Consider the following 26,086-nt stretch of genomic DNA (forward strand, 5'->3'; position numbering starts at 1 on the left):
TGCTATTTATTGGCGTTCGCGCGGGCCAGAATTGTCTACCTACCGGATAGAGAAGAACTTTTTTGCGGAATTTTTCTATTTCCTGAAACTTCGCAAAAAACGCTCCGTTCCTTCGCATGTCCCCACCGACCAAGGGGAAACAAACACAGGAAGGAACTCACAATGAACATCTCTCTCCGCGCTTTCGCCGTTGCCGCCATGCTGACCGTTGGCTCGCTCTCGGGTGCCGCCGTCTATGCCCAGGAAAATCCGCAGGTTGGCGGCGCTGCCATGTTCGCCGACAAGAACATCATCGAGAACGCCGTCAATTCGACTGACCACACCACGCTCGTCGCCGCCGTCAAGGCCGCCGGCCTCGTCGAGACGCTTTCCGGCCCCGGCCCGTTCACTGTGCTGGCTCCCACCAATGAAGCCTTCGCGGCTCTTCCCGCCGGCACCGTCGACACGCTGTTGAAGCCGGAAAACAAGGAAATGCTGTCCACCATCCTGGCTTGCCACGTCATCCCAGCCAAGGCGCTGTCGACCGATATCATGGCAATGGCCAAGGCTGATGGCGGCAAGCACGTCGTTGACACCGTCGGCGGTTGCAAGCTGACCCTGGAAGCCACCGACAAGGGCGTGACCGTCACCGACGAAAACGGCACCGTGGCTCACGTGACCATCGCCGACGTGCTGCAGTCCAATGGCGTGATCCACGTCATCGATGCCGTGCTGACCCCGAAGTCGGCCATGTAACCAAACGCCGCGCCATAACGAATGGCGCTGTAGAAGAGGGTGCGCGGGTTGCGCACTCTCACCAAATCTTGACGTGTCATTGCCTTGCCCAAGGACTTACACTGGCCGTCAACAGCCCCGCGCCTGGTCCTCCTCCCTCCGGTGGCCCAGCGCGGGGCATCTTCGATCAGGGAGATTTCTGATGGACGCCAACCGCCGCACGTTCCTTCTGGCCGGCACCGCTGCCGCAGCGCTCGGTGCCTATGCGCTGTTTCGCCCCATGGGCGTGACCCCGGCCGCCGCTGCCGAAGGCGATTTCCCCTATAAGCTGACCGATGCCGAGTGGCGCGCCAAGCTGTCGCCCGAAGCCTATGACGTGCTGCGCCACGAAGGCACCGAAATGCCCGGCTCCTCGCCGCTGCTCGACGAGCACCGCGCCGGCACCTTCGCCTGCGCTGGCTGCGACCAGGTGCTGTTCGACAGCAAGACCAAGTTCGAAAGCGGCACCGGCTGGCCCAGCTTCTACGACCACCTCCCCGGCGGCATCGCCACCACCACCGACAACACGCTGGGCATGACCCGCACCGAAGTGCACTGCGCCAATTGCGGCGGCCATTTGGGCCACGTGTTCGACGACGGCCCGCAGCCAACCGGCCTGCGCTATTGCATGGACGGCGTGGCGCTCAAGTTCATCGCCGCATAATTGCCGCTAAGCCCCTGTTGATCTGCGATGCCCTTTGCTATGCGAAGGGCATTGTCGTTTGCGCGGGGGCGATTTCGATGAAACTGACCATCATCCAGACTGGCGGCGTACCGGCGCTGCTTGCCGATCGCTTCGTGCCTTATCCCAAGATGTTCGAGACCATGTTCGACGCGACCGGGCAGGGGTTCACCTACGAGACGGTTCCGATCTTCGAGGGCGCTCCGCTACCCGATCCGGCGGGGCTTGAGGCCATCGTCATCACCGGCTCGGCGGCGGGGGTCTATGACGACTATTTCTGGCTCGATCCGCTGCGCGCTTTCATCCGCGATGCCTACGCCCAGAAAACCAGCATGCTGGGGATTTGCTTTGGTCATCAGATCATGGCGGATGCCCTGGGCGGCGACGTGCGGAAGTCCGAAAAGGGCTGGGGCCTGGGTCGGCACACGTACGTGGTCCAGCAGCGCCCAGGCTTCATGGGCAGTGCACCGGCGAGCCTGGCGGTCGCCTGTTCGCACCAGGATCAGGTGATCGTGCCCCCGGCCGAAGCTGAAGTAATCCTGGCCTCGCAATTCACCCCAAATGCCGGGCTGGCCTATAAGAACGGCGCGGCCTTGAGCTTCCAGCCGCATCCTGAATTTGCCGACGACTATACTACGGCGCTGGTCGAGCTGCGGCGGGGCAAGGCCCCTGAGGAAGTGGTGGAAACGGCGTTGAAGTCAGTTGCCAATCCGTCCAATAGTGCGGAGGTTGCTGACTATCTGGGCCAGTTCTTCAAGGGACGCTGACATGGCTGTCGCTGAAATGCTGTCTTTGATCGACAGTTACCTCGAAACCCTGAACCACAGCCGCAAGGCCGAAGTCGAAACATTGCGTCGGTTGATTCTTGATGCCGTGCCGGGCCTGGTCGAACGCATCAAGTGGAACGCGCCCAGTTTCGGTATGGGCAACGACGACCGGATCACAATGCGGCTGCACCCCGGCGATCGCCTGCAACTCATTCTGCACCGCGGCGCCAAGGCGGCCGCCGACGACCTATTCCGCTTCGAAGACCCCGACAAGCTGATCGCCTGGGCAGCTCCGGATCGCGGCGTCATCACCTTCGCCGACGCCGACGATCTGGCGCAAAAATCCGAAGCGCTCGCCGCAATCCTGCGGCGTTGGGTGGCGATGACGACGCGATAGATCAGGCATCCTGACAGCTTCTGTCATGCCGCAATCCTAACCTTTGGGCATCAACCAGCGAGGGCGCCATGGATGTTACGGGCAAGGGCCAGGTCACCGATTTCGATTTTCTGCTCGGCAACTGGACGGTGGAGAACCGCCGGCTGAAGCAGCGCCATGTGGGCAGCGACGATTGGGATGTGTTCCCCGCCACCCAGCAGTTCTGGAAAATGTTGGGCGGGGTGATGAATGTCGACGAGTTCATCTGCCCGGCCCGCGGCTTTTCCGGCGTCAGCATCCGCACGCTGGACCTGAGCACAAGGCGCTGGTCGATCTATTGGGTCAACAGCGCCAGCGGCATCATGTTTCCGCCGGTGCATGGCCAATTCTGCGACGGGCAGGGGGTGTTTTACGGCACCGACGAGGACGATGGCGTTCATGTCGACGTGCGGTTCAACTGGAGTTTCCAGCCCGACGGGCGGCCGCTCTGGAGCCAGGCCTATTCCACCGATGTCGGCGCCAATTGGGAAACCAACTGGACGATGGATTTTACGCGGGTGGGGTGAGCATGCAGTCGTCTCCCTCCCCCCTTTGCGGGGAGGGATCAAGGGTGGGGGGATGTTTAGCCCCGATTTGAAATCGTGGCTCCGAACACCCCCACCCATCCTCCCCCGTCAAGGGGGAGGAGCCGCTCCGTTGGGTGCGGAGCTATTGAGCTTCAGACGATAGGGAATGACGAAAGAGCCACCGATCTAGCTCTCCATCAACAGTGCAATCTCGGCCCGCAGATCGCGAAGGCCTTCGCCCTTGACGCTCGACGTCAGGATGACATGCGGATGTGCAGCGGGGCGCTTGGCGATGGCGGCCTTGGTCATGGCGATAACGGCGTCGAGCTCGTCCCTGGGGGGCTTGTCGGCCTTGGTGAGGACGACCTGGTAGCTGACGGCGGACTTGTCGAGCTCGTTCATCACCGTTAGGTCATTGTCCTTGGGTCCATGGCGGCCATCGACCAGCACATAGACCCGGCGCAGTGTCTGGCGGCCGGTGAGATATTGGTGGATCAACTTGGTCCAGGCGCGCACCTTGGGTTCGGGCGCCTTGGCGTAGCCATAGCCGGGCATGTCGACAATGCGCAGCTCGGCGCTGGTGCTCTCGAAAATGTTGAGCTCCTGCGTACGGCCGGGCGTGTTCGAGGTACGAGCGAGACCCGAAACGCCACACAGGGCGTTGATCAGGCTGGACTTGCCCACATTGGAGCGGCCCGCAAAGGCGATCTCGACCTTGTCCATCGGCGGCAGGTCGGCCAGTTTCACGCAGCCTTTGACGAACACGAAAGGCCGCGCGAACAGCAGGCGGCCGGTTTCGACAATGTCGGGCGAGTAGTCGACGGCATCAGGCTGCATGAGCGGGACGTTCCAAATTGTGAGCGGCAGCGTTGCGTTGGATCAACGCCCACGCTCGCAGAGGTATTGAAGCTTGGTTTGGAGTTCGCATACACCACTCCCCCGATAAGTCCAAGCTTTGGAGTTTTGGAGGGGGGCCGGCAATGGAGCGGGATTTCCACAACCCCAAGGTGCTTACCCCAAGATTAGCCCACCCACCGGCCTTCCCCCGGACTTGATCCGGGGGCCTCCAGACGCTTGCGCTGGATTGGGAGGGGCCCGCGGATCAAGTCCGCGGGAAGAAAGAGAGGAGGGAGGTGGGAGTGTAGAAGGAGGAGGTAGGAGTGTAGGAGGGGAGGCAGCTGCGGCAAACAGAAAGGGCGCCCCGTGGGACGCCCTTTGGATTTCTAGGCCTTGGGTGTTTCCACCGGCTTGGGCTTGCGCTTGAAGGTATCCATGATGTTGCCGAACAAGTTCACCTCCGCGCCGTGGCGCTTCATGATGAACCACTGCTGGGTCACCGAGAGGGTATTGTTCCAGGCCCAGTAGATCACCAGACCCGCCGGGAAAGTGCCCAGCATGAAGGTGAAGATGATCGGCATCAGGCCGAAGATCATCGCCTGGGTCGGATCCGGTGGCGGCGGATTGAGCTTCATCTGGACCCACATGGTGATGCCCATGATGACGGGCCAGACGCCCAGGTGCAGGTAGCCGCCGATGATCGGCAGGAACGTCGGGTCCCAGGCAATGAGGCCGAACAGGGTGAAAATATTAGTCGGATCGGGCGCTGCCAGATCCTGAATCCAGCCGAAGAACGGCGCGTGGCGCATTTCAAGGCTGATGAAAATGACGGTGTAGAGCGAATAGAACACGGGGATCTGGATCAGCATCGGCCAGCAACCCGAGAGCGGATTGATCTTTTCGCGCTTGTACAGCTCCATCATCGCCTGCTGCTGGGCGGGCTTGTCGTCCTTGAAGCGCTCCTGCATCGCCTTCATTTCAGGCTGCACGCGGCGCATCGCGGCCATCGACTTGTAGGAGCGGTTGGCCAGCGGGAAGAACACTGCCTTGACCAGCACGGTCACGCACAGCACGGCGACGCCGAAATTGCCGATCACGCCGTAAAGAATGGTGAGCAGCTTGAACATCGGGTAGGTCAGGAAATGCAGCCAGCCCCAATCGATCATCAGATCGAGACGGTCGAAGCCGTAGGCCTGCTTGTAGCCATCGATGACGGCCACTTCCTTGGCGCCGGCGAAGACATAGCTCTCATTGCTGGCAGTGGCGCCGGGCGCCACGGTAACCGGTGTCGTTTCCACATAGCTGGACTGATAGATATCCATGGTGCCGGTTGGATTGGACCAGGAGAAGCGCGCATTGAGCGGCACGCCCGGCTTGGACAGAACGGCGGTGGCCCAGTATTTGTCTGTGAAGCCGAGCCAGCCCGACGTGTTCTGCAGATCGATCGTCTGATCCTTCTGCATATCGGTATATTTCTTGGCGACCAGGTTGTTGGACGCCAGAACGCCGGTCGGGCCTTCATGCTGGATGAAGAAGTTTGCCACCTTTGGCGTGTCGTGGCGAGCCACGCGCGCATAGGGGAACAGCGACACTTGAGCCGTGCCCTTATTTTCGACGCTCTGGGTGACGGTGAACAGGTAATGCTCATCGACCGCGAAGGTGCGGCGGAAGATCAAGCCTGCGCCATTGTCGAACTTGAGGGTGACGGGGGTCGCCACGGTCAGCTTGGTATTGGCGCCATCCACGGTCCATACCGAGGCATTGGTAGGCAGGGCGATGGCGGCGCCATTGGCCGGGGCCCAGCCCTGCTCGATGTAATAGGCATTGTGCACGCCCGATGGGGTCAGCAGCGTGATGATCGGCGAAGTGGGATCGACCGTCTCCTGGTACTGCTTGAGTTCCAGGTCATCGAGGCGCGCGCCGGTCAGGTTGATCGAGCCGTGCAGGTCTTCGGTGTCGATGGTGACGCGCTGCGTGGCAGCGATGGCAGCGGCGCGATCAGGATAGACCGTGTTGCTGACGGCGGCCTCGGCCGGGCCGGGGGTAGCGGCAACTGTGGTGGCCGGGGTGGGCACCGGCGTGGCAGCCGCAGCCTGGGCGGCAGCGAGTTCCTGCTGCTGCTGGGCGCGCTGCAATTGCGGCCCCGCAACGAAGAATTGCCAGCCGAACAGCACGAGCATGCTGAGCACGATGGCGATAATCACATTGCGATTGTCTGTCATGGTCGAGTGTTCCGATGGCCGGCGCGGCCGGAAGAATGGGGCTTGTCGGCGGATTTGGGGCCATGCACGCGGGCGATGCAAAAGGCCAGATCCGCGACCAGCCGGTCAAAGGGTTGGCTCAGCGCTTCGCGCCGGCCTACCAGCACATAATCATGCGACGGCATAAAGTCATCGGCGCATGCTGTCACAGCTGCGCGAAGGCGACGCTTGATGCGGTTGCGCTCGGGCGAGTTGCCCGATTTCTTGGTCACCGTAAATCCGATGCCGGGCGCGTCTTCGCGCGCAGAAATTGCCTGCAGCCCAAACGCAGAGCGCCCGGCGCGATTGCCCCGGGCGGCCCGAACGAATTGGGATCGCTTTTTCAAGCGGCGCAGAGCGCTACTCGCTTGATCCATGGCCGTCATCCGGCCAGGCGACCTTAGGCCGAGAGCTTCTTGCGGCCGTCGCGACGGCGCTTGTTCAGAATCGCACGGCCGTCCTTGGTGGCCATACGGGCACGGAAACCGTGACGGCGGGCACGCACGAGCTGACTGGGCTGGTATGTACGTTTCATGACATCAGACCGTGCTTGCGCCCGGTTCCTCTTATTGGCTCTGCTTGCGCAAGACTGTGTGGCATCCGTCGAGTTGGCTCGGACGGTGCGGGTTGAGCGCGTCTATAGGGAAAAGGCCGCCCCAAGTCAACGCATCCCAAACCCCAAAACACAGCCTCGCGCGCGTCACATCGCCTTCTTTAGGGACAAAGCGTTTGGCCCGATTGTCATTATAGCCGTCTTTGCCCATAAGAGCGCAGTCGCTCCTCTTTCCAGCCTTGGCGGACATGGCGGATATCCTCAAGCCCGATCTTTGCATTCTCGGCGCCGGCGCTCCCGGCATTGCCCTGGCCATGGCCGCCCGCGAATACGGCGCCTCGGTGGTGCTGATCGATCTCGGGGTCGAAGGCGACAGCCTGAGGACCGGCGCCGTGCCCTCGGCGGCCCTGGCCGCTGCCGCGGCGACGGCCCACACTTTGCGCAATGCCGCAGCCTTCGGCATGGGCAATGGCGACCCCAAGGTCAATTTCCGCGGCGTATACGAACACGTCCAGGCCACCATTGCGGCCATCGCCCCGCGCGACGCCGCCGAACGGCTGCGGGCCCTGGGCATCGAGGTGATCGCTGCACCGGCCGCCTTCATCGACAAGCGCACCGTCAAGGCCGGCGAGACGCTGATCCGCGCCCGCCGCTTCGTCATCGCCAGCGGCTCCAAACCCGTCGTGCCGCCGATCAAGAACCTGGGCGAAGTGCCGTTCTTCACCACCGACAGCATTTTTGCCAATGCCTACAAGCTCTCCCATTTGGTGATTCTGGGCGGCGGGGCCTCAGGCCTGGAATTTGCCCAGTCCTGTCGCCACCTCGGCTGCGAGGTGACGGTGGTCGAAGCCGGCTCGGCCCTGGCCGAAGTGGATTCCGAGGCCGCCGACATTACGCTGCGCCGGCTGCGCGAAGAGGGCGTCGTCATCCACGAGCGCAGCGCGGTCACCGAGATGATGCCGCGCAGCCAGGGCATCGGCGTGATGATCCGCCACGAGGACGGTACCGAAGCCACGCTCGACGCTTCCCACATCCTGCTGGCACTGGGCCGCACACCCAATTTCGGCGGGCTGGCGCTCGACAAGGCCGGTATCCGTTTCGACAAGGGCAATGCCGACCGCTTGTTGCTGCGGCCCAAACTGCTGACCTCCAATGGTCGTGTCCATGTCATCGGCGAAGCGGCTGGCTCGCCGCCCTCGTTGCCGGCCGCCCAGCATGACGCCCGCGTGGTGCTGGAAAGCGCGCTGTTCAACCGCACCGTCAAGCGGGCGGAAACCGATATCCCGGTGACGGTGTTCACCGATCCGCAACTCGCCCAAATCGGCCTGACCGAGGCCGCCGCAAAGCTGCGCCTCAAGAGCGCATACAAGGTGATCCGCGCCAGCTTTGCCGAAAACGACCGCGCCATCGCCACGCGCCGCACGGTCGGTATCGCCAAGATCGTCACCGATCGCCACGGTGTTATCCAGGGCGCCGCCATTGCGGGCCCGGAAGCGGGCGAACTGGTCGCGTTTTTCGGCGTCGCCATGCGCCATGGCATCAAGCTGCCAGACCTCGCCGATGCCGTGGCGCCCTATCCGAGCTTTGCGGGCATTATTGGCCAACTGGTCGAGGCGTGGCGCCAGCAGGCTGGCGCCGAACCCTGGCGGCAGCGCCGGCTGGCACTGGTGCGGCGGCTGCCCTAGGTCAGGCCGGCCGATAGATCTGCGCCACCGCGCTGCCCGGAAACGCCTTCGAGCTCATCAGCTTGAGACGCATTGGCGCGGCGCCCAAATAATCACGGGCGATGCAGTAAAATTGCATGAGGCCCCAGCCGCGCGGGGGCTTACGCAAATTTGCGCTTGCCCTATAATGGCTTGTAATGACAGCCGAACGCAGCGTTTTGCCCGGCCGGTTCTCCGGTCTATCGATCAAGCTGATCGCCACCATCATCATGGTGATCTTTGCGGTCGAAATCGTCGTTTACCTGCCCTCCATCGCCAATTACCGCGCCAGTTGGCTCGATGACCGCCTGCGCGTCGGCGTGGTGGCGGCGCGGGTGCTGGACGCCGTGCCCGACGTGATGGCCCTGCCGCGCGCCCTGACCGACCGCCTGCTCAATTCGGCGGGCGCCGACGCCATCGTCTATCGGCGGGAGGGCCAGAGCCAGTTGATCGAGCTGGATAATGCGGTGACGCCCACCGTGGCGGTGACTGCCGATATGCGCCTGCGCGATCCGATGACGCTGATCATGGGCGCCGTCGATACGCTCTTGGGCGGGGGCGGGCGCACCCTGCGCATCGTGGGGGAGGGCGATCGCGACGAGAGCCTCGTCGAGCTATTAATGCCCGAACGGCCGCTGCGCTATGACCTGTTCACCTATTCGCGCGACTTCTTCCTGATCTCGCTGATCATCGCCTTCATTACCGCGGCGGTGCTTTACCTCGTGGTGCGCTGGGTTTTTATCATGCCGGTGCGGCGGCTCACCGAGAACATGCTGGCCTATCGCCAGGCCCCCGAAAATGCCAGCCTGATCATAACGCCCTCGCAACGCCGCGACGAAATCGGCATCATGGAGCGCGAACTGGCGGCCATGGAGCAGGACCTGTTCTCGATGCTGCGCCAGCGGCGGCACCTGGCCGATCTGGGCCTGGCCGTCGCCAAGATCAACCACGACCTGCGCAATACGCTGACCTCGGCCCAATTGCTGTCCGACCAGGTGGCGACGCTCGACGATCCCAAGGTGCAACGGCTGGCGCCGCGTCTCGTCACCACACTGGACAAGGCCATCGGCTTCGCCCAGTCGGTGCTCGACTATGGCCGCGAAAGCGCCGCCCCGCCGGTGCCCGGCCCGGTCGACCTGCGTACCTTGATCGAGGACGCGGCCTTCGATGCGCGCCTGGTCGGCCATCCGGGCATCGCCTTCGTCAATGGCGCGCCCGAGGGGCTCAGCATCAATGTGGACGCCGGCCAGTTGGCGCGGGTCTTCGTCAACCTGCTCAAGAATGCACGCGAGGCGCTCGAATCGGTCACTGCATTTCCCACGCCGCCCGAAGTGCGGGTCGAGGTGACCCAAAGCGAGGATGGCCTTGTCATTGCCGTGACCGACAATGGACCCGGCCTGCTGCCCCGGGCCCGGGCCAATCTGTTCGTGGCCTTTGAGGGATCGGCCCGCGCCGGCGGCACGGGCCTTGGCCTCGCCATCGCGCGCGAACTGGTGGAAGCCCATGGCGGGCACCTGCAATGGGTCGAACAGAGCCCGGGCACGCGGTTCGAAGTGAGCCTGCCAACCAGCGCCATTTTGCGCTGATCGCGTCGCACTGTTGTATAACTGACATTTCTGCCCACCCGCGCTTGCAAACCGCAAAAGGCCGCTGTATGGGTTGCCCCGCTTCACGAGGAAGCTGGCGCAAGCCGCTCCCGCATCGTGATTGCTTTTCCGAACCTCGGTTCGGACGTGCGCGCCCTTAGCTCAGCTGGATAGAGCACCAGACTACGAATCTGGGGGTCAGGAGTTCGAATCTCTTAGGGCGCGCCATTCACTTCAAAGACTTAGCCGTAGTCTTGCCATTGCCACGGGCAATGGTTTGCAAGATCTGTGCTGCGCGTTTGTTCCTTCCCGCAGTCAAGCGGGCCGTCACCGCTTTACCCCCAGCCGTGCCATTTTCTCGCTCAGCGTTCGTCGTGGCACCTGCAGGGACTCCACGGCTGCGGCAATGCTGTCCCCGTTCCGGGCCAGTTCGGCTTCGATGATGTGGCGCTCATAGGCGGCGACGCGGTCCGCCAGGCTTGCGGTGGATAGTGGACGGGTTCTGGGACCAAGTATGGCATCGAGCGAGCGGCCTGTGGTGTCGAGGCCGAGGGCAAAGCGGTCGGCAGCGGCTTTGAGTTCACGAACATTGCCCGGCCAGGGATGGATCATAAGTGCGTTGATGTCCGCCGGGTGGAGCGTGGGCAAAGGCTTGTTGAAGCGCACCGCGGACTGGCCGAGAAAATGCTGGAACAGGAGCACGATATCATCGCCCCGGTCTCGCAACGGCGCCAGATCGATCGTCGCCATATTGAGGCGGTAATAGAGGTCGGCGCGGAAACGGCCGGCTTCGCTTTCGGCAGCGAGATCGACCTTGGAGGCGGCGACGATGCGGACGTCGAATGGGATCTGGCGATTGGAGCCGACCCGCTCGACCATGCGCTCCTGGATGACGCGCAGCACCTTGGCCTGGGCGAGGAGGGGCATGGACTCGATCTCGTCGAGCAGCAGCGTGCCCCCATTGGCGAATTCGAACTTGCCGATGCGCTTGTCGCGGGCGGAGGTGAAGGCGCCGGCCTCGTGGCCAAAGAGTTCGCTTTCGATCAGCTCGGCGGGAATGGCCGCGCAGTTGATGGCGACGAAGGGGCCCTTGGCGCGGGGCGAAAAATCATGGAGGCACCGGGCGACCACCTCCTTGCCGGTGCCGGTTTCGCCCAGGATGATGACGTCAGTGGGGATGGAGGCGAGTTCGCGGACCGCGTGGCGGAGGTCTTCCATCACGCGCGACGAGCCGACGAGCCGGGTGGCGAGTTCAGTTTCACCGCCATCCAGCTTGCGGCGCAGTTCGGCGACTTCACGCTTGAGGCTGGATTGCTCGGCGGCGCGGCGCAGGGTTTTCACCAGCTGATCAGGCACGTAGGGCTTTTGCAGGAAATCGAAGGCACCGCCGCGCATGGCCTCGACGGCCATGGGGACGTCGCCGTGGCCGGTTATGAGGATGACTTCGGCAGCGAGCGAGCGTTCGCGTACAGTTCGCAGCAGGTCGAGGCCGGAAAGGCCGGGCATGCGGACGTCGGTGAGGATGACTTCAGGGTGAACGTCGTCCAGCATGGCGAGGGCGTCACCGGCATTGGTGGCGACGTGGGTGGCGAAACCCGAGAGGCGCAGCCACTGCTCGAGCGCGGTGCGCACCATTTCTTCGTCATCGACGATGAGGACCGTTGGGGTGTTCATGCCATGGCTTCTTTGGTCGGGGTGGATTGGAGGGCGAGCGGCAGGCGGATGGTGAAGGTGCTCCCCTTGCCGGGGTGGCTTTGGACGGTGATGGCGCCGCCGATGTCGCGGACCAGGCCATAGGAGATGGATAGGCCGAGGCCCAGGCCACGGCCGGCGTCCTTGGTGGAATAAAAGGGATCGAACAGGTTTGCCAGTTCGGCGGCGGCGATGCCGGAGCCGGTATCGGCGACGCTGATTTCGACGGATTTGACGGTCTTGGTGATGCCGACGGAAAGGACGCGGATGGTGCTGTGCTCCATGGCGTCGGCAGCATTAGCCAACAGGTTTATCAGCACTTGTTCGAGGTGGATCGGGTTGCCGGTGACCATGAGCTTGCCGCGATGGCGGCGGTATTCGACATCGATGCCGAGGGCCCGCAGCTTGTGATCGACAAGGTCGAGCGCGTTGGCGATAGCGGTCGAGATATCGGATTGCATCTCGACGCGGGTTTCCTTGCGGGCGAAGGTTCTCAGATGCCCGGTGAGGGCGGCGAGGCGGTCGACCACCTTGTCCATAGTGGAGAGGATGGGCGCAATGTCGTTATCGGCATTGCGGGCGGCGATCAGCTTGGCGCTGGCGAGATGGGTGGTGAGGGCAGCGACGGGCTGGCTGACCTCGTGCGCGACACCGGCCAGCGCCTGACCAAGGCTGGCCATCTTGGCGGCTTGGACCAGGCCATGTTGGGCCTCGCGCTCAGCTTTTTCGGCGCGGATGCGTTCGGCGATTTCCTCGCGCAGGGCCTGGTTGGTGATGTGGAGATCTTCGGTGCGCTCGGCGACGCGCTGTTCGAGGCGGTCGTGATCGGCAAGGCGCTGGCCGATGATGCGCCGGCGCTGCACGAGGAGCGCGATGATGAGGAGGAAAGCCGCGGCGGCGAGGCCTGCGGTGGTCGCGGCAGTCCAGGCGTCGCGGAACAGTGGGCCGGAGGGGGTAAAGGAGAAGATGCGCCACTGATGGGTGGGCAGGCGCAATTCGTCGAGCAGGAAGAGGCCGGAGGTATCGGGATCATTGCCGGCGACGAAAGCGAAGTTGGCGCCGCGGGACGGCCAGATATCGGCGGCTATCGGCCGGTTGTCGAGGCCGGTCTCGCCGTAGCGACGTTCGTCGGCAATGCGGCCGATTTCGCCGGGGCCGATCAGCGAAAGGGGGCGATAGCGCCAATCGGGACGGGTGGAGAGGATGGCGACGTTGTTGGTATCCACGATGACCAACAGTTCGCCACTTCGCCACCAGTTGGCTTCGATCTCGCCGAGATTGATTTTCGTGACGGCTACACCGAGAGCCCCGTCAGGGCCGTCGATGCGGCGGGCGAGGAAGTAACCGGCGACGCCGGTGACGGTCCCGACGGCATAAAATTTGGCGTCGCCATCGCGTATCGCCTCTTCGAAATACGGGCGGTAGGCGAGGTTTTCGCCGACGAAGCTGTCATAGGCCCACCAGTTGGAGGCGGCGACCACGTTGCCGTCTTTCGCCATGATGAAGAGCTCGCCGGCGCCTGCCGTGTCGTTGAGCTTGGAGAGGAAACCATTGGCGGCTTCGCGCAGGTCCGGATTGGTGGGATCGGCGAGGATGGCGCGGGTTTCGGCGGCGAGGGCCATGCTGGAGGGGAGATAGTGGAAGCGCTCGATGATGGCTTCGAGGGTGCGATCGAATAAGGCGAGGCGCCGATCCGATTGCTGCCCGGCATTGGCAATAGCGCCAGAGAGCGCCACCTCGAACGCCGCCCAACCGGTGGCGAGGACCACGGCCAAGGCGACGCCGGCCAAGATGAGCTGGCGGCGGTGCAGCAATTCGCGGAAGCCGAAGCGACTGGCCAAAACCTCTCCCATACCCGTTCTTGGGCAAGATATTGCCGAAACCTCTGCCGTTCATCGGCAAGTTCTTGCCCGATGTGCTAACACGATCTTGTTGAATTGCATATCTGCCTTGCGTTTTTCACTTGGCATGGGGATTGCAATGCTGCTGGCAAGGATGCGGCGGGGAGCCGGCATCCGTTGCAATCCGGGAGGACAATAATGAAAAAGACCGTAATCACCCTGGCCACGGGCGCACTGCTTGCGGGCCTGGCTTTCGCCGGCAGCGCTTTTGCGCAGGACTATCCGACCAAGCCGATCACCGTCGTGGTGCCATTCTCGGCCGGTGGCCCGACCGATACCGTGGCGCGCCTCGTCGCCGAGGTCATGAGCAAGGATCTGGGTCAGCAGGTTGTGGTGCAGAATGTGGGCGGTGCCGGCGGTACGCTGGGTGCCGGCCAAGTCGCGACCGCGCCGAACGATGGCTATACGCTGCTGCTGCACCATATCGGCATGTCGACCGCGCCAACGCTGTATCGCAGCCTGCCCTATGACCCAACCAAGGACTTTGCGCCGATCGGGCTGATCACCTCGGTGCCGATGACGCTGGTGGCGCGCAAGGACTTTGAACCGACGACGCTGGCCGAGCTGATGGACTACATCAAGGCCAATGGCGAGAACGTCACCTATGCTCATGCGGGCATCGGTTCAGCAAGCCAGCTCTGTGGCATGCTGCTGATGGATGCGCTGGATACGCAGATGACCACCGTGCCCTATCAGGGCGCCGGCCCGGCCATGACCGACATCATCGGCGGCCAGATCGACATGATCTGCGACCAGAGCACCAATACGACCAGCCAGATCAAGGCCGGTGAAGTCAAAGCCTATGGCGTGACCACGCCCGAGCGCCTGGCCAACCTGCCGGACCTGCCGACCACCAAGGAGGGCGGGCTCGATCTCGAGATCGGCGTCTGGCACGGGCTGTATGCGCCGGCCGGCACCGATGCGGCGATCATCACCAAGCTCGAAACCGCGCTGCAGGCCGCTTTGGCCGATGAGACGGTGATCAGCCGCTTTGCCGAACTTGGCACCGTGCCGGTGACCGCCGATCAGGCCACCCCGGCGGCACTTGCGGAGACGCTGACCAGCCAGATCGCCCTGTGGAAAGGCGTGATCGAGAAGGCCGGAGTTTACGCCGACTAAGTCGTCAGCGCCCCCTCGCCCCTCTGGGGAGAGGGTTGGGGTGAGGGGCTTTTCGCTTGCGCATTGCATGAGAAAGGCCCCTCACCCGGCGCTGCGCGCCGACCTCTCCCCAGAGGGGCGAGGTGAACAAGTACAACATCCGGGGAGGGATCGATGGCGGTCTCGAATTTTTCGACCAAGGACCTCGTGTCGGGCGGCATATTTGTCGTGGCGGGGGCTTATTTTGCGCTTGAAGCGCTGAATTATGAAGTGGGCACGCCGTTTCGCATGGGGCCGGGTTTCATGCCGCTGTTCCTGGGTTCAGTGCTGGCCGGGCTCGGACTTGCAGTCGCGGCGAGCGGCTGGAAGAAGCCGGATACGGAAGAACGGCTGACGCCGTCGTGGCGCGGCATTGTGCTGATCATCGGCGTGGTGATCTTTTTTGGCGCAACCATTCGCGGACTTGGCTTCGTGCCGGTGGTGCTGGTTTCGAGCTTTGTCGCGGCGCTCTCGAGCCGGCTCAATTCGCCGCTGTTTTCCATCCTTCTCGCCATCACGCTGACCGTGATGTGCACCCTGATTTTTGTCGTCGGACTGGGCATGAGCGTGCCGTGGTTCGGCCCTTGGCTCGGAATGTAGGAGCGCAAAATGGATATCATTGCTTCGCTAGGCCTGGGCTTTTCGGTCGCTCTCGACCCCATGAACATTCTCTACTGCTTCATCGGCGTGCTGCTGGGCACGCTGGTGGGCGTGTTGCCCGGCATCGGGCCGACGGCGACCATCGCAATGCTATTGCCGATCACCTTTTCTCTGTCGCCCGCAGGGGCGCTGATTATGCTCGCCGGCATCTATTACGGCGCACAATATGGTGGCTCGACCACCGCGATCCTGATCAACCTGCCGGGGGAAAGCTCCTCAGCGGTGACGGCGATCGACGGCTATCAGATGGCCAAGCAGGGCCGCGCCGGCCCGGCCCTGGCTACGGCGGCATTGGGGTCGTTCTTTGCCGGTACGGTCGGCACGCTGCTGCTGGCATTCTTTGCGCCTCCGCTGGCGCGAGCGGCGCTCAATTTCGGAGCGCCAGAGTATTTTGCGCTGATCGTTCTAGGGCTTTTGGTGTCCATTGCGCTGGCGCACGGGTCCATCCTCAAGGCGCTGGCAATGATCGTACTGGGCCTGCTGCTGGGCATGGTGGGGCAGGATATCTATACCGGCCAACCGCGCTTCACCTTCGGCATCCGCGAATTGTATTCGGGGCTCAACTTCGTTTCGGTGGCGGTGGGCATTTTCGGCGTGGCTGAAATTCTGCGCAATCTCGAGAACGAGAAGGGCCGCGACGTGATGGTGAAAGCCGTCAAAAACCTGTGGCTCACCAAGGATGACTTCAAGCGGATCGCGGCACCGGTGGTGCGGGGGACAGTGCTCGGCTCGGTGCTCGGCATCCTGCCGGGCGGTGGGCATATCCTGGCATCCTTCGCGTCCTACTCGGCCGAGAAACGGCTTTCCAAGCACCCCGAGGAATTCGGGCATGGTGCCATCGAAGGCGTGGCGGGGCCGGAATCGGCGAACAACGCCGCGGCGCAGACCTCGTTCATTCCGCTGATGACGCTGGGTATTCCGGCCCATCCGGTGATGGCGTTGATGGTGGGAGCCTTCATCCTCCAGGGCATCACGCCCGGTCCGAACGTGATCAACGACCAGCCGGCTTTGTTCTGGGGCATCATCGCCTCGATGTGGATCGGCAATGTGATGCTGGTGCTGCTGAACCTGCCGCTGATCGGGCTATGGGTGAAGATGCTCTCCATCCCCTATCGGGCGCTGTTCCCGGCCATCGTGCTGTTTGCCTGCATCGGGTGTTACTCGATCAATCAGAACATTTACGACGTCTACGCGATCGGCTTCTTCGGGGTGGTCGGCTATGTGCTGATGCGTTTCGGCTGCGAGCCGGCGCCGCTGCTGCTGGGCTTCGTGTTGGGGCCGCTGCTGGAGGAACACTTGCGGCGCGCCATGATCATTTCGCGCGGTGATCCGACGGTGTTTATCACCCGGCCAATCTCGGCGACATTGCTGGGCCTGGCCGTGCTGGCGGTGGTGATTGCGGTGCTGCCGAGCATTCGCAAGAAACGCAAGGAGGTGTTCGTAGAGGAGGATTGATCTCCGACCTCGCCTGTCCCTCAATGCGTCCTGCGCGCCGCAGGTGCGGCGGGATCCCGCCTAGCCTGCCGCGGCCTCAGAATGGCGCGAGGACGATGTTGTCGATGAGCCTGGTCGATCCGAGATAGGCCGCCACAGCAAGGAGAGCGCCGCCTGTCGGAACCGTGTCGATAGAAGTCAGAGTCTGCGGATCGCGAACATCCCAGTACTGCAAGGTGAAGCGGGGGTCCTGGCCCAGCACCTTTCGTCCGATCGCCGCAAGGGCACTGGCGTCGCGCTGGCCTGCCTCGAATGCCGCTTTTGCGGCCTGCAGGCTGGCATGGATCAGTGGCGCCGCCGCCCGGTCCTCGGGACTGAGATAGACGTTACGCGAACTCAGCGCCAATCCGTCCGGCTCGCGGACAATCGCGCCACGCACGATCTCGACCGGCACGGCGAGGTCGCGCACCATCCGCTCGATCACGGCGCATTGCTGTGCGTCCTTCTGCCCGAACACTGCGAGATCGGGCTGCACGATGTTGAACAGCTTGAGCACGACCGTGGTTACCCCCCGGAAATGCCCCGGCCGTACCGCGCCGCACATTGGCGCGGATACGCTCTCCTCGACCACGAAGGTCGAGGCTCCGTCAGGATAGAGGTTGGCCACTCCCGGCAAAAACACTGCGTCGATACCGGCGGCCTCGAGCAATGCGAGGTCCTTCTCGATGGGCCGCGGATATTTCGCCAAATCCTCATTGGGCCCGAACTGCAGCGGATTGACGAAAATGCTGGCAATCGTCACCGAGGCGCGGCGCTTAGCCAGTTCCATCAGGCTGATATGGCCGGCGTGCAGCGCGCCCATGGTCGGCACGAAGCCGAGAGTCTGCCCTGCCGGCAAGGCTCGACGCCAGGCCCGCACTTCGGCAATCGTCCGCAAGATGACAGTCATACGATCAAGTCCCACAAGCGCCGGGCCAACTCGGTTTTGCTCATCACCGGCAGGCTGATCGCATCGCCGACGCGACGCAGCAAAGTGCCGGCATTGGTGGGGACCGAGAAGCCCGTTTCACTGGTCTCGCCGAGCCGGGCCACCGGGTTGGCGAAAAGAAAATCCAGCCCTTTGCTTTCGAGCTTGGCGCGGCCGTTGGCCTCGACATTGTCGGTTTCCGCGGCAAAACCCAGAAACCATTGGCCCGTGGCCGCCGTACGCAGCGACCCCAGCACGTCGACCGACGGAATCATATCCAGCACCGTGGCTTCTGCTGCCCGCTTGAGCTTGCCCGCTGCCGAGTTCGCCACCCGATAATCCAGCACGGCGGCTGTCGCGATCACGCCGTCTACCTCCGGCAGGAAATTCAGTGCCGCCGCTGCCATCTCTTCGGCTGTCCGCACCTCGACCAGGGTCAGCCGGTCGGCGCTGCCTTTGGGTGCAGACGGCCGTACCACGCCCTTGTCCACGCCAAGCACATAGCGCACCTCGGCGCCCCGCCGCAGCGCTTCCTCAGCCATCGCGGCACCCATGCGGCCGGTCGAATGGTTGGTGATATAGCGCACCGCGTCGATCGGGCTCGTCGTCGGCCCCGCCGTGATCAGCACCTTGATCTCGGCCAGATCCTGCTTCGGCATGACCAGTGCCGCCTCAATCGCCTCGATAATGATCGGCACCGGCGCCAGCTTGCCAACGCCCACCTCGCCGCAGGCCAGCGTGCCCGCTGCCGGGGCGATCATAGCGGCGCCGCGTCCCAGCAGCGTTTCCAGATTCAGTTGCGTGGCCTTGTGCTCCCACATCACCGTGTTCATGGCCGGTGCGATCAGCATGGGGGCGGTCGTCGCCAGCGCCACAGTGGTCAACAGGTCGTCGGCCAGTCCGAGTGCCAGCTTGGCCAACACATTGGCCGTTGCCGGCGCCACCACGAAAACATCGGCCCAACGCGCCAGGTCGATATGTTCGGTTCCCGACACGCCGGGCCCGAACAGGGCTGATTTGACCGGTCGGCCGCTCAGCGTTTCCAGCACCAGCGGGGTCACGAACTGTGCCGCGCTTTCGGTCAGGATGCACTGCACCTGATGGCCGCGCTTGCCCAGTTCGGAGACCACGTCGGCCATCTTGTAGGCCGAGATACTGCCGGTGATGGCGATGAGGATGTTGCTAGCCATTCAACTGCCCATAGCGGAAGAGGCCCAGAAGCGTCACGTCCGGTTCCATGCGAAAACGGTCGGAGAGTGGGTCGGTGCGAAACCGGGCTTCGGCGATCCTCGGTCCACCACCCTGGAACAGCCCGGCGACGGTGTGGGTATTGCCGACATTAAGCAGCAGCCAGTGTTCAACCAACGGCCGGCTCCTTCGCCTTTGCGGCGGGGTGCGCCTTCACTTCGGCGACATACTCGCCGACGGCCTTGCGGATGATCCCCGCAACGTCCGCCTTGGGCTTGGTGAACCCGGGCGCCGGCCGCACATTGAGCCCGATCAGATCGTTGATCACCAGAACTTGCCCGGCACAATCTGGCCCCGATCCGATACCTATAGTGGGGATGTCCAGCAGCTGCGTTATTTCCGCCGCGACTTCAGGAACGATGAATTCCAGAACGATGGCAAAGGCCCCCGCGTCTTGCAGTTCGCGTGCTGCCGCAATCAATTCCTGGGCCGCCGGCACGTCCTTGCCATGACGGTAATAGCCGCCCAGCTGATGCACCGACTGTGGGGTAAGTCCAATATGACCCATTACCGGGATGCCCTGTGCCACCAATCGCGCCACCATCGGCGCTGCGGCGCCACCGCCCTCGATCTTGACGGCCTGGCAGCCTGTTTGCTGCAGCACGGCGATGGCACTGCTCAAGGCCGTTTCCGGATCTTTTGCCGTGCCAAATGGCAGATCGCACACCACCATTGCCCGCGTCGTCCCGCGATAGACCGCACTGGTATGGCGGATCATGTCGTCCAGCGTCACCGGGAGCGTCGTCTCATGCCCCAGCACGACATTGCCCAGGCTATCCCCGACGAGGACAATCTCGACGCCTGCCTGATCGAGCAGCCCGGCCATCACGTGGTCATAGGCCGTCAGCATGGCGATCTTCTCGCCGCTTCGGGCAAGTGCCCGGATATCGCGGGTGGTCAGGCGTTTGATCTCGGCTCGTACGGACATTGGCCTGCCTTGGTGTCGGGGCGGACTTATCAGGTCGTCACGCCACCTCCATAGAGCGTCGCCCCAATTTCGCAAGTGTCCAATAGTGCAATGGCTCAGCCGGATGACAGGTGGTCCAGTGAGGTGATCTATGCAGAGAATCCGGGTTTCTCCGCCAATATTGCAGTGTAACGCGTTGAAATGGCGTTTTCACGGATAGATTGGCCACCTCTCAAAATTCGGTCTCCAATTCGATCCCATCAGAACGATGACAAATAAGCCTCGGCGTCTCTCTCTTCCGGACGCGCCACCTTGCCAAATGATCATGCTGTACGCTTGCATATGAGGGCTTGCCGCTCCATGTGCGGGGACCGTTATCTCCGGACAGCCCATGCCACCCTCCTCTCGCCGCCGCGCTGTTATGCTGATCAATCCCAATTCTCGGCGTGGCACCGACACGCTCGACGCGGTGATCGCGCGGCTTGAGCGGGGCGGCATCGACGTCTCGGTCGAGCGCTTCCAGACCCCGGCCGAGGTGTCCATCGATATCGAGCGGCGGCAGGCCGAGGTCGATCTCGTGATCGTCTGCGGCGGCGACGGAACGATCAATTCCGCGGCCAAGGGCATTACTGCGAGCGGTCTCCCCATGGGGATCATGCCCATGGGCACAGCCAACGATCTGGCGCGCACCTTGGCAATTCCGGACGATCTGGATGCCGCCGCCGATATCATCCTGGCGGGCCACACCCGGCGTATCGACCTGGGCGAGGTCAATGGCCACCCCTTCTTCAATGTTGCCAGCATAGGGCTCAGCGCTGACCTTGCCACCTCCTTGTCGCGCGAAGCAAAACGGCGCTGGGGCAAGCTTGGCTATGCGCTTGCTGCAGTGAAGGTGCTGCTCAAGGCGCGCCCGTTCAGGGCCACCATCATCAATCGCTCGGGCGAAGTCTCAGTCAAATCGCTACAAATCGCGGTCGGCAATGGCCGGCACTATGGCGGTGGGACGGTGGTGGAGGCCAACGCAGCGATTGATGACGGCCATCTCGATCTCTACAGCCTCGAACAGGACAATGTGTTTCGCCTGCTACTTCTGCTTGGGGCCTTCAGGAAGGGCACCCACGGCGCATGGGGAGAGGTTCGCACGGACAAATGTGTGGAGTTCGACATTCGCACGACCCGGCCGATGCCGATCAATACCGACGGGGACCTCGTTACCCATACACCCGCTCACTTCCTCATCCGCCCGTCGGCGGTATTGGTTTTTGCAAGGCGCTAGCGTCTATGACCGTTCAGCAGTTCGCGAATGCGATCAGGGCTTTCCCCGGTCAGCATTCTGCGTGACCCATGTTCGTGCGCATTCTTGCTTGCTTGTGCGTATTCTGCAATAGCACATGCGGCGAGGAGAGAACAGCATGACTGCCATAACCGCGACCGCAGGCAATGAGCGCATTTCTACGCGGCTCATCTTCTCGCTCGGCGGCATCGTGCTGGGGGCGTGGGCTCCGCTCGTCCCGTTGGCCAAGATCAGGCTTGGTCTGGGGGATGGTGCTCTCGGGCTGGTGCTCCTGAGCATGGGCGTCGGGTCCATCCTCGCCATGCCAATGACGGCCTTCCTGACGTCCCGTTTCGGCTGCCGGCAGGTGATCACCGTATCCGCTGCCGGTTTATGCTTGTTCCTCCCGCTTTTGGCGACGGTAGGCTCGGTGTGGCTCATGGCTGCAACGCTGGTGGGGTTCGGCATCGTGATGGGCTGCACCTCGGTGGCGATGAACTTGCAGGCCGTGCTGGTGGAGCGCAAGGAAGGCAGAGCGCTGATGTCCGGCTTTCACGCGATGTTCAGCCTGGGCGGAATCGTGGGATCGGGCGCAATGGCTTTGCTGCTGGCAGGCGGCACGACGCCAATTATCGCTGCCGTGATTGTATCCGTGGTCATGGCCACCCTGCTCGTCACCGCCCGGCCGGGACTGCTGCCTTACAGCGATGACGGCGGCGCCAAGCCTCCCGCCTTCGTCATTCCGCAGGGCGTCGTTCTTGCCATCGGGTGCCTCAGCTTGCTCGCCATGCTGGCGGAAGGTGCGGTCCTCGATTGGGGCGCGCTGTTCATGATCGAAGCCCACGCCGCAGACGTGGGACTTGCGGGTTTTGCCTATACGGCCTTCGCCATCACCATGACGCTCGGTCGCCTGCTCGGAGACAGGTTCCGAACCGCATTGGGCGACCTGACGATGCTTGTCCTGAGCGCATTGCTTGCCACGACGGGGTTCCTTGTAAGCCTGCTGCTGCCATCGGCCATTGCGGCCTTGCTGGGCTTCATGCTGGTGGGCGCCGGCATCTCGAACATTGCCCCGATCCTTTTCACGCTCACCGGGCGGACCAAGCGCATGCCGGCCAATCTGGCCGTCGCTTCTGTGTTGACCGTGGGCTATGTGGGCATCATCGCCGGACCCGCCGCAATCGGTCTTATCGCTCATGCCACCAGCCTGCAGACGGCCTTTTGCCTGCTCTGCGCCGCCATGGTGATCATCGCTATTGCTTCACGCTCCATTTTTCACCGCGTCTAGGCGCCATATCAGCTCAATTTCAAGCGAACCCAATATGTCTGCATCCAGCATAAGCCTGAACGATCATCCCGCCGCCGGGCGCCGGGAGCAATGGGCGACCCGCGCCGCGCTGACCATTCGGGGGAGATGCTGATATGGCAAACGCAGACGTGATGGGCAAACCACCATCGGCGCTCAAACAGGTGCTCGGCTCTCGGCTCTATCTGGGCGCCACGATCGCGATGTTGCTGTCGGGTATCGGCACTTCTGCGGCGGCGCCACAGATCGTGCTCTATCTGGCGCGCGAATTCGCAACACCGCTGCCGATCGCCGGACTGTTTTATCTCACCAGCCTTGCGGCACCGGTCGCTGGTTACCTGATTGGGAGCTATTCGGATCGCACCGGCAAGCGCCTCGGCCTTTTCAGGCTCTGCGTTATTGCCGGCTTCCTCGGATGGGCCGGTATCGCGATAGCCTGGCAGGCATGGATGCCATTCGTGATCAGCACTCTGGTGCTCGGTTTCTCGGGCGCGGCGGCATCGCAGCTGTTCGCTGCCATCCATGATGACCTGACGCGAAAGCCGACGCCCGCCGCCGAGGACATTGTCGCCATCATCCGCATGGCGCTGACGGTAGGATGGGTCGTGGGCCCGGTCATCGGTGCGTGGTTCGCCGCCGAGGCCGGCATCCGCGTGATGTTCTGGGGCACGGCGCTCTGCTTTTTGGCGCAGATCATCCCGCTCGGAACTCTCAACGTCGAGGCGCCGCCTGCGCAACGAGCGGTGAACTCTGCATCCGCCAGTACCATGCCGTCGCAATGGACGGTCATGACGCCGCTGCTCGTCTTCACCGGCCTCTATATCCTCGTCTATGCCGGCGAGGCGATCAAATACGGCTTCCTGCTGGTCTATATGGAGGAGCAACTGCACCTTGAGCCGGCATTGCGTGGCGCGATCATTGGCATCCAGCCATTGATCGAGCTGATCATCATGCCGTTCAGCGTCATTGTCGCACGGCGTATCGGCACGCTCTGGCTGATGACGATCGCCGCCGGTCTGGGCGTTTTGGCGAACCTGTGTTTCGCCCTGTGGCCCAGCGCCGCCGGCATGTTTGCCGGACAAATCCTGATGGGCGGCGTCTGGGGCGTCTTCGCGGCCTTGGGCATCATCGTGGCGCAGCGATTGCTGCCCAGCGCCGTCGCCACCGCGTCGGCGATCTTCATGAGCTCGACTGCGCTCAGCTCGGCTCTCGGGGGTATTACGGGAGGCCTTGGCATCGCCGTGGTCGGGTTGCCCATGGTGTTCCTGTTCCCCGCCGCCTACGCGGCGTTGGCAACTGTCGGCCTCGCCATCATGGCCCGGCGAGCGGCCACATGACGCGGTGGGCTCGGCTTTCCGATCCCTTCGCCGCTAGCAACCCCGGGCGACGGAATTCGCCGTAGGGTCTCCAGATCGGTCCGCCGACGGCGGGTTGCCCACTCCGTCGGGCCGAGTTGCCTCTTCGGTCGATCCTCACAGGCTACTCGCAACCAGGTGCTGAGCCGAAGGCCCGGCGTCGCGGACAGTCACCATGTCCTCAATGCCGATGCGTCCAGGAACTACGACGCTGCAGTACACGCCAAAGCCGCCGCCTTCCCTGGCGATCGCGCCTAGAACACGCTTGTCAAAAGGGAGGTCTCCCTGAGGTAGCACGGTGAAAACACACCGCGTACAGGGCGACGTCACTCGCAACTCCGCGTCGCCGATCAGCAGCGTCTTTCCGATCCAGCGTCTCTCTACATGCGCGCCGGCGGTTTCGGGTACCCTGAGGACAATGTTCGGTCTGAACCGCCGGGAGTCGATGCCGGATTCAGGCAAGGTACGCTGCAGGTCTGCGATGGAAGCCGAACTGACAAGGTGTATCGGCGCGCGATCATAGCGTTCGGGCACCCCATCGGCCGAAGGCATAGTTCCGTGGGGCAGTTGCCGTCGTACGCTGACCGGGAAACCGAAGTGATCGGACAATGAGGTCCACGTGGCTGGGGAAGTGCCGTCCATCCAGCTGCTATCGGCTAGGCTGATTTCGAACTCTGACGCTCTGGACCGCGAGCGCAGCAGGAGTGCGGCCCGCCACCGCTTCTCCCTGTCCGGCCAAGCGGGATTTCCTTCAGCATCGACCACGGCCCATTCGCGGTCTCCCTCGACGCCCGCCTCCGCGACCGAGATGGCGTCTAGCAACTCACCGCCCACGGCGCTGACCGGGTATCGCCAGAGTTCAGAGATCATACCGACAGGCATCACACGCTCTTCCCTTGTGCAGCCGGCAAAATCCACCACAAAGCTGCCTGGCGCCGCCACAGCAGCTCACCACGCCTGGGTTTCGCGCAGACCACTTTAGATCGATCCAATCGAGTATTGATCATGCTCAGACGTGTCAAGACGGTTATTGTGAGGGTAGGGAGTTTTCGCCTGCCCGATAACGCCCTCTGCCCGGATCACAAGAGCCTCTTGGCCGTGGCCGCTCCAACGACGGCTCCTCAAGGCCAGCGGGCGCTTCGCTTCCCACCTTTACGCGAACGACAAAGTTGCCTATTAGATCGATGCAATGAATCTCGGCGTGGGTGAGAGCCGGACGTGATGCCGCCGCCGCTCCACCAGCCAACGAGGGCGAAATGGTCGAAAGCATAAGCGTAATCGGGCTTGGGAACATGGGTTCTGCGCTGGCGAGGGCGTTGGCGGCCGCCGATAAGACGGTGGTGTGCTGGACGCGATCGGCCGAGAGGCGCGCCAATACCGCGGGTTTCCATGACGTTCGGCAAACAGCTGCGGAAGCCATTAACGCATCTCCGGTGATAGTCCTCTGCATCGCCAACTTCGAAGCGTCGATGGCACTGCTGGGCGAACCCGGCATTGCGGGCGCCCTGGCGGGTCGGACATTGATCCAACTCACTTCAGAGACGCCTGATGAGGCCGAGGCCTTCAGCCAGGCAGCCTCGGCCAAAGGCATTGTGGTTCTCGATGGGGCAATTGCCACCATGCCGTCAGGCATTGGCCGGCCCGATGGCGTTATCTACTATTCGGGCGCGAAGGATGTCTTTGATCGCGAACTCCACAACCTTCGCTCCATGAGCGGGCGTCCAGTCTATTGTGGCGCCCGGGCAAAAGATGCCTCGATCATGGACATGGCATGGCTGAGCTTTTTTTACGGATCGGTCCTCGGGCTGGTTCAAGGCATTGCGACATGCAAGTCGTCGACCATGGATCCCTCGATATTTTTGCAATCCGCGCCATCATACCTGATGGAGATAGCCGCGGTCGCAAAGGACCTTGAGCGCCAAACCAGGTTGAATAACTTCAAAGGCGACCAGGCCACCAATCGGGTGCACCTGGCTGGCGCGGAGCAGTTATTGGCTTTCGCCGACGAAATTGGCCTGAACACGGCGCTTCCCGCGGCATCAGTTGAAATATTGAGAAGGACTGTGGAGGCAGGCCACGCCGATGAGGAGGTGGCCGTCGCTGCCAAAGTCGTCGCCGGTGTTGCTTGAGGAGCGCTTGCATG

At 63.0% G+C, this 26,086-nt stretch carries 25 protein-coding genes and 1 tRNA gene; 15 read left to right on the forward strand and 11 right to left on the reverse strand.

The window, feature by feature from the left end:
* Positions 1-162: 162 nt before the first annotated feature.
* The 5 genes from JWR51_RS00975 (at position 163) to JWR51_RS00995 (ending at position 3,144) form a co-directional block, all read left to right on the forward strand.
* Entirely contained in the window at positions 163-735 is a 573-nt protein-coding gene (locus tag JWR51_RS00975; protein WP_366525527.1) for a fasciclin domain-containing protein, read from the forward strand.
* A 259-nt stretch (positions 736-994) separates the two neighbouring features.
* Positions 995-1,417: a peptide-methionine (R)-S-oxide reductase MsrB gene (gene msrB / locus JWR51_RS00980; RefSeq protein WP_299742579.1), complete on the forward strand. Its 423-nt coding sequence runs from the start codon at positions 995-997 to the stop codon at positions 1,415-1,417.
* Between the two features lie 77 nt (positions 1,418-1,494).
* Positions 1,495-2,202 (forward strand): type 1 glutamine amidotransferase, encoded by a 708-nt coding sequence (locus JWR51_RS00985; RefSeq protein ID WP_299742391.1) that lies wholly within the window; start codon positions 1,495-1,497, stop codon positions 2,200-2,202.
* A 1-nt stretch (position 2,203) separates the two neighbouring features.
* Positions 2,204-2,599, forward strand: a complete 396-nt coding sequence (locus tag JWR51_RS00990) for a DUF1801 domain-containing protein (RefSeq protein WP_299742394.1) — start codon at positions 2,204-2,206, stop codon at positions 2,597-2,599.
* 68 nt (positions 2,600-2,667) lie between these two features.
* On the forward strand, positions 2,668-3,144 hold the full coding sequence (locus tag JWR51_RS00995) for a hypothetical protein (protein WP_299742396.1): 477 nt from the start codon (positions 2,668-2,670) through the stop codon (positions 3,142-3,144).
* Between the two features lie 186 nt (positions 3,145-3,330).
* Here the strand turns inward: JWR51_RS00995 and yihA are convergent, their stop codons facing one another.
* The 4 genes from yihA to rpmH form a co-directional block, all read right to left on the reverse strand.
* Positions 3,331-3,981 (reverse strand): ribosome biogenesis GTP-binding protein YihA/YsxC, encoded by a 651-nt coding sequence (yihA, locus tag JWR51_RS01000; RefSeq protein ID WP_299742398.1) that lies wholly within the window; start codon positions 3,979-3,981, stop codon positions 3,331-3,333.
* Between the two features lie 386 nt (positions 3,982-4,367).
* Positions 4,368-6,203: a membrane protein insertase YidC gene (yidC, locus tag JWR51_RS01005; protein ID WP_299742401.1), complete on the reverse strand. Its 1,836-nt coding sequence runs from the start codon at positions 6,201-6,203 to the stop codon at positions 4,368-4,370.
* Entirely contained in the window at positions 6,200-6,598 is a 399-nt protein-coding gene (gene rnpA / locus JWR51_RS01010; RefSeq protein WP_299742403.1) for a ribonuclease P protein component, read from the reverse strand. Before rnpA ends, yidC begins: the two co-directional genes overlap by 4 nt.
* 23 nt (positions 6,599-6,621) lie before the next feature.
* On the reverse strand, positions 6,622-6,756 hold the full coding sequence (gene rpmH, locus JWR51_RS01015; RefSeq protein ID WP_299731626.1) for a 50S ribosomal protein L34: 135 nt from the start codon (positions 6,754-6,756) through the stop codon (positions 6,622-6,624).
* Positions 6,757-7,022: 266 nt separating this feature from the next.
* On the opposite strand from rpmH, the gene JWR51_RS01020 reads away from it, so the two are divergent.
* From JWR51_RS01020 to JWR51_RS01030, 3 genes are all read left to right on the forward strand, one after another.
* On the forward strand, positions 7,023-8,459 hold the full coding sequence (locus tag JWR51_RS01020) for an NAD(P)/FAD-dependent oxidoreductase (RefSeq protein ID WP_299742406.1): 1,437 nt from the start codon (positions 7,023-7,025) through the stop codon (positions 8,457-8,459).
* Between the two features lie 176 nt (positions 8,460-8,635).
* Positions 8,636-10,063, forward strand: a complete 1,428-nt coding sequence (locus JWR51_RS01025) for a HAMP domain-containing sensor histidine kinase (protein WP_299742409.1) — start codon at positions 8,636-8,638, stop codon at positions 10,061-10,063.
* A 151-nt stretch (positions 10,064-10,214) separates the two neighbouring features.
* Positions 10,215-10,291, forward strand: a tRNA-Arg gene (locus JWR51_RS01030).
* A 99-nt stretch (positions 10,292-10,390) separates the two neighbouring features.
* Here JWR51_RS01030 and JWR51_RS01035 read toward each other — a convergent pair.
* On the reverse strand, positions 10,391-11,737 hold the full coding sequence (locus JWR51_RS01035; protein ID WP_299742412.1) for a sigma-54 dependent transcriptional regulator: 1,347 nt from the start codon (positions 11,735-11,737) through the stop codon (positions 10,391-10,393).
* Complete coding sequence (locus JWR51_RS01040; protein ID WP_299742415.1) at positions 11,734-13,596, reverse strand: ATP-binding protein; 1,863 nt, start codon at positions 13,594-13,596, stop codon at positions 11,734-11,736. The genes JWR51_RS01035 and JWR51_RS01040 overlap by 4 nt, the downstream gene beginning before the upstream one ends.
* A 198-nt stretch (positions 13,597-13,794) precedes the next feature.
* Here JWR51_RS01040 and JWR51_RS01045 point away from each other — a divergent pair, with 198 nt between their 5' ends.
* The 3 genes from JWR51_RS01045 to JWR51_RS01055 all read left to right on the forward strand — a co-directional run bounded on the left by JWR51_RS01045 (position 13,795) and on the right by JWR51_RS01055 (position 16,908).
* Positions 13,795-14,775, forward strand: coding sequence for a tripartite tricarboxylate transporter substrate-binding protein (locus JWR51_RS01045; protein WP_299742418.1), 981 nt, complete (start codon positions 13,795-13,797; stop codon positions 14,773-14,775).
* A gap of 153 nt (positions 14,776-14,928) precedes the next feature.
* Positions 14,929-15,393, forward strand: coding sequence for a tripartite tricarboxylate transporter TctB family protein (locus JWR51_RS01050; RefSeq protein WP_299742421.1), 465 nt, complete (start codon positions 14,929-14,931; stop codon positions 15,391-15,393).
* A 9-nt stretch (positions 15,394-15,402) separates the two neighbouring features.
* Positions 15,403-16,908, forward strand: coding sequence for a tripartite tricarboxylate transporter permease (locus JWR51_RS01055; protein ID WP_299742424.1), 1,506 nt, complete (start codon positions 15,403-15,405; stop codon positions 16,906-16,908).
* Between the two features lie 76 nt (positions 16,909-16,984).
* On the opposite strand, the gene panC is transcribed toward JWR51_RS01055, so the two are convergent.
* Genes panC through panB form a run of 4 tightly spaced genes read right to left on the reverse strand, consistent with a single transcriptional unit; the run spans position 16,985 to position 20,030 of the window.
* A complete protein-coding gene (panC, locus tag JWR51_RS01060; RefSeq protein WP_299742427.1) occupies positions 16,985-17,836 on the reverse strand; it encodes a pantoate--beta-alanine ligase in 852 nt (283 codons plus the stop codon).
* Complete coding sequence (gene coaBC / locus JWR51_RS01065; protein ID WP_299742430.1) at positions 17,833-19,044, reverse strand: bifunctional phosphopantothenoylcysteine decarboxylase/phosphopantothenate--cysteine ligase CoaBC; 1,212 nt, start codon at positions 19,042-19,044, stop codon at positions 17,833-17,835. Before coaBC ends, panC begins: the two co-directional genes overlap by 4 nt.
* A complete protein-coding gene (locus JWR51_RS01070; protein WP_299742433.1) occupies positions 19,037-19,219 on the reverse strand; it encodes a hypothetical protein in 183 nt (60 codons plus the stop codon). The genes coaBC and JWR51_RS01070 overlap by 8 nt, the downstream gene beginning before the upstream one ends.
* A complete protein-coding gene (panB, locus tag JWR51_RS01075) occupies positions 19,212-20,030 on the reverse strand; it encodes a 3-methyl-2-oxobutanoate hydroxymethyltransferase (RefSeq protein WP_299742436.1) in 819 nt (272 codons plus the stop codon). The genes JWR51_RS01070 and panB overlap by 8 nt, the downstream gene beginning before the upstream one ends.
* A 370-nt stretch (positions 20,031-20,400) precedes the next feature.
* On the opposite strand from panB, the gene JWR51_RS01080 reads away from it, so the two are divergent.
* The 3 genes from JWR51_RS01080 to JWR51_RS01090 all read left to right on the forward strand — a co-directional run bounded on the left by JWR51_RS01080 (position 20,401) and on the right by JWR51_RS01090 (position 23,925).
* Positions 20,401-21,285: a lipid kinase gene (locus JWR51_RS01080; RefSeq protein ID WP_299742439.1), complete on the forward strand. Its 885-nt coding sequence runs from the start codon at positions 20,401-20,403 to the stop codon at positions 21,283-21,285.
* A 136-nt stretch (positions 21,286-21,421) separates the two neighbouring features.
* The gene (locus tag JWR51_RS01085; protein ID WP_299742442.1) at positions 21,422-22,570 is read left to right on the forward strand and encodes an MFS transporter; all 1,149 of its coding nucleotides are present in this window, start codon (positions 21,422-21,424) and stop codon (positions 22,568-22,570) included.
* Between the two features lie 134 nt (positions 22,571-22,704).
* A complete protein-coding gene (locus JWR51_RS01090; RefSeq protein WP_299742445.1) occupies positions 22,705-23,925 on the forward strand; it encodes an MFS transporter in 1,221 nt (406 codons plus the stop codon).
* 135 nt (positions 23,926-24,060) lie between these two features.
* Here JWR51_RS01090 and JWR51_RS01095 read toward each other — a convergent pair whose 3' ends face one another.
* Positions 24,061-24,825: an MOSC domain-containing protein gene (locus JWR51_RS01095; RefSeq protein WP_299742447.1), complete on the reverse strand. Its 765-nt coding sequence runs from the start codon at positions 24,823-24,825 to the stop codon at positions 24,061-24,063.
* A gap of 374 nt (positions 24,826-25,199) precedes the next feature.
* Between JWR51_RS01095 and JWR51_RS01100 the strand changes: the two genes are divergently transcribed.
* Positions 25,200-26,072, forward strand: coding sequence for an NAD(P)-binding domain-containing protein (locus tag JWR51_RS01100; protein ID WP_299742449.1), 873 nt, complete (start codon positions 25,200-25,202; stop codon positions 26,070-26,072).
* Positions 26,073-26,086: the final 14 nt, after the last annotated feature.

The sequence above is a fragment of the Devosia sp. genome (genome assembly GCF_028290625.1).
In the GTDB taxonomy this organism is placed as follows: Bacteria; Pseudomonadota; Alphaproteobacteria; order Rhizobiales; family Devosiaceae; genus Devosia.

Bases quoted from the DNA above. Each gene is read 5' to 3' on its own strand.
- JWR51_RS01020 (WP_299742406.1), top strand. From the start codon at position 7,023: ATGGCGGATATCCTCAAGCCCGATCTTTGCATTCTCGGCGCCGGCGCT.
- JWR51_RS00985 (WP_299742391.1), top strand. From the start codon at position 1,495: ATGAAACTGACCATCATCCAGACTGGCGGCGTACCGGCGCTGCTTGCC.
- JWR51_RS00975 (WP_366525527.1), top strand. From the start codon at position 163: ATGAACATCTCTCTCCGCGCTTTCGCCGTTGCCGCCATGCTGACCGTT.
- rnpA (WP_299742403.1), bottom strand. From the start codon at position 6,598: ATGGATCAAGCGAGTAGCGCTCTGCGCCGCTTGAAAAAGCGATCCCAA.
- JWR51_RS01055 (WP_299742424.1), top strand. From the start codon at position 15,403: ATGGATATCATTGCTTCGCTAGGCCTGGGCTTTTCGGTCGCTCTCGAC.
- msrB (WP_299742579.1), top strand. From the start codon at position 995: ATGGGCGTGACCCCGGCCGCCGCTGCCGAAGGCGATTTCCCCTATAAG.
- rpmH (WP_299731626.1), bottom strand. From the start codon at position 6,756: ATGAAACGTACATACCAGCCCAGTCAGCTCGTGCGTGCCCGCCGTCAC.
- JWR51_RS01100 (WP_299742449.1), top strand. From the start codon at position 25,200: ATGGTCGAAAGCATAAGCGTAATCGGGCTTGGGAACATGGGTTCTGCG.
- coaBC (WP_299742430.1), bottom strand. From the start codon at position 19,044: ATGGCTAGCAACATCCTCATCGCCATCACCGGCAGTATCTCGGCCTAC.
- JWR51_RS00995 (WP_299742396.1), top strand. From the start codon at position 2,668: ATGGATGTTACGGGCAAGGGCCAGGTCACCGATTTCGATTTTCTGCTC.
- yihA (WP_299742398.1), bottom strand. From the start codon at position 3,981: ATGCAGCCTGATGCCGTCGACTACTCGCCCGACATTGTCGAAACCGGC.
- panC (WP_299742427.1), bottom strand. From the start codon at position 17,836: ATGACTGTCATCTTGCGGACGATTGCCGAAGTGCGGGCCTGGCGTCGA.
- JWR51_RS01090 (WP_299742445.1), top strand. From the start codon at position 22,705: ATGGCAAACGCAGACGTGATGGGCAAACCACCATCGGCGCTCAAACAG.
- JWR51_RS01025 (WP_299742409.1), top strand. From the start codon at position 8,636: ATGACAGCCGAACGCAGCGTTTTGCCCGGCCGGTTCTCCGGTCTATCG.
- JWR51_RS01045 (WP_299742418.1), top strand. From the start codon at position 13,795: ATGAAAAAGACCGTAATCACCCTGGCCACGGGCGCACTGCTTGCGGGC.
- JWR51_RS01095 (WP_299742447.1), bottom strand. From the start codon at position 24,825: ATGCCTGTCGGTATGATCTCTGAACTCTGGCGATACCCGGTCAGCGCC.
- JWR51_RS00990 (WP_299742394.1), top strand. From the start codon at position 2,204: ATGGCTGTCGCTGAAATGCTGTCTTTGATCGACAGTTACCTCGAAACC.
- panB (WP_299742436.1), bottom strand. From the start codon at position 20,030: ATGTCCGTACGAGCCGAGATCAAACGCCTGACCACCCGCGATATCCGG.
- JWR51_RS01080 (WP_299742439.1), top strand. From the start codon at position 20,401: ATGCCACCCTCCTCTCGCCGCCGCGCTGTTATGCTGATCAATCCCAAT.
- yidC (WP_299742401.1), bottom strand. From the start codon at position 6,203: ATGACAGACAATCGCAATGTGATTATCGCCATCGTGCTCAGCATGCTC.
- JWR51_RS01050 (WP_299742421.1), top strand. From the start codon at position 14,929: ATGGCGGTCTCGAATTTTTCGACCAAGGACCTCGTGTCGGGCGGCATA.
- JWR51_RS01035 (WP_299742412.1), bottom strand. From the start codon at position 11,737: ATGAACACCCCAACGGTCCTCATCGTCGATGACGAAGAAATGGTGCGC.
- JWR51_RS01085 (WP_299742442.1), top strand. From the start codon at position 21,422: ATGACTGCCATAACCGCGACCGCAGGCAATGAGCGCATTTCTACGCGG.